This is a genomic window from Candidatus Ulvibacter alkanivorans (assembly GCF_003333325.1).
GTDB lineage: Bacteria > Bacteroidota > Bacteroidia > Flavobacteriales > Flavobacteriaceae > Ulvibacter_A > Ulvibacter_A alkanivorans.
This window is the reverse complement of the sequence record NZ_QOLC01000046.1, coordinates 1-1715: the sequence shown is the minus strand read 5'-3', so window position 1 is coordinate 1715 and position 1715 is coordinate 1. Positions and strand designations below refer to the sequence as shown.

Sequence of the window (1715 nt, the reverse complement as noted above, 5' to 3'; positions counted from 1 at the left end):
GGAAATTATGGAAGCAAAAGCACTTGGTTTTAAAACAGATAATTTAAAAGTGGTCGATACCGTCATTGTTGTCATAATGGGGTTAATCGCCGCTTGTGGTTTGGTTTATGAATACGTATTGTCGCATTATGCGGCTCGTGTTATTGGCAGTGTTGAGATTGTCATCTTTTCAATTATAAGCATCATGATTGTTTCTATGGGCGTTGGTGCCTTTCTGGCAAGTAAATTAAAAGATCCCTTTATTTCGTTTTCGGTATTAGAGTCCCTGATTGCAATGACAGCTATTATTGGAATCTTTTTGATTTCCGGTGGTCACAGTCTGGCTTATGACCTTCCTGCTATTATTGCAAACACCTACAATGTTTCATACGATATGAGTATTAAAGGCGGTGTTTTTAATATCATTGAATCTGTTCTTTCTTCAACATCGTTTATTATTGCGGCTGTTCTAGGTGTTATGATTGGTATGGAAATTCCATTGATGGCTCGTATCCGTGAAATCATTCATGCGAAACATCTTCAGCACAATGCGGGTATGATTTACGGTGCCGATTATATTGGTGCTGGTCTTGGCGCGGCTGCTTGGATATTCTTCTTGATTCATATGGATATTTCCAAAAGCATTGCTATTATTTCTGGAACGAATGTGTTGGCCGGTTTTGTGTTTATTTTCTTCTTTTGGAAGCATATTAAGAAACCCTTGACACTTATTGCCATTCAAATTGTGACCATGGGTATTATTTGGTTCGGATGTGTCAATATTGATAAGTGGCAGCACTATCTGGAAGACAGTCTTTATGTTGATGAACTGGTGTTCAGTAAAAACACGACTTATCAGAGAATTGCAATTACAGAAGGTAAGCATCCATACACCAATGAGTCTATTTATAGTTTTTTCATTAATGGTCGAACTCAGTTCAGTCAAGGTGATGAAATGATTTATCATAATCTTCTGGTTGCGCCAGTTATGGAAGCATCTTATGCCAATGATAACGTTCTGATTATTGGAGGGGGCGATGGTCTGGCATTGCGTGATGTTTTGAAATACAATCCACAAAAAGTTACTTTGTTGGATCTGGATGATGAAATTATTCAATTTTTTAAAGATCCCTATTATTACAATGGGAAACAGATTAATGAAGATTTACTAAAACTGAACGAGTATTCATTTTCTGATGAAAGGGTGAATCTTATTTTGGGCGATGCTTTCCTAAACGTTCAAAATCTAATGCGTGAACGTGAAAAATTTGATGCGATTATTGTTGATTTGCCTGACCCATCACATCCTGATTTGAATAAAATGTATTCGACCGTTTTTTACAAGCGTCTGAATTATTTGCTCGAAGATGGCGGTGCTATTTCCATACAATCAACTTCACCCTATCATGCAAAGAAAGCGTTTCAAACGGTAAAGAAAACAATGGAAGCATCTGGTTTTTCATCGGTTGAGCAATACCATCATAATGTCCCAAGCTTTGGTGAATGGGGCTGGACAATTGCGACGAAAAACAGTTATCCGGTAAGTGCGCGTTTAAGAGATAAGGATACTCTATCTATTGATTACGAATGGTTGAATCGGGATGTTCTATTGGGATCTTTTCATTTTGGTTCTAATTTCTATGAAGGGTATGACAAACTTGAAGTTAATACATTGGGATCGGGTGTGATGTATAATCATCATCAGTATGCTTGGAAGCATTCCAACGCATTTGCAA

Annotated in this window: 1 protein-coding gene; it reads left to right on the top strand. The window is 37.4% G+C overall.

Annotation, left to right across the window (positions count from 1 at the left end):
* Positions 1-7: 7 nt before the first annotated feature.
* Positions 8-1715: polyamine aminopropyltransferase (locus tag DWA30_RS02990; RefSeq protein ID WP_114491043.1), on the top strand; the 1708-nt coding region annotated here is incomplete at its 3' end.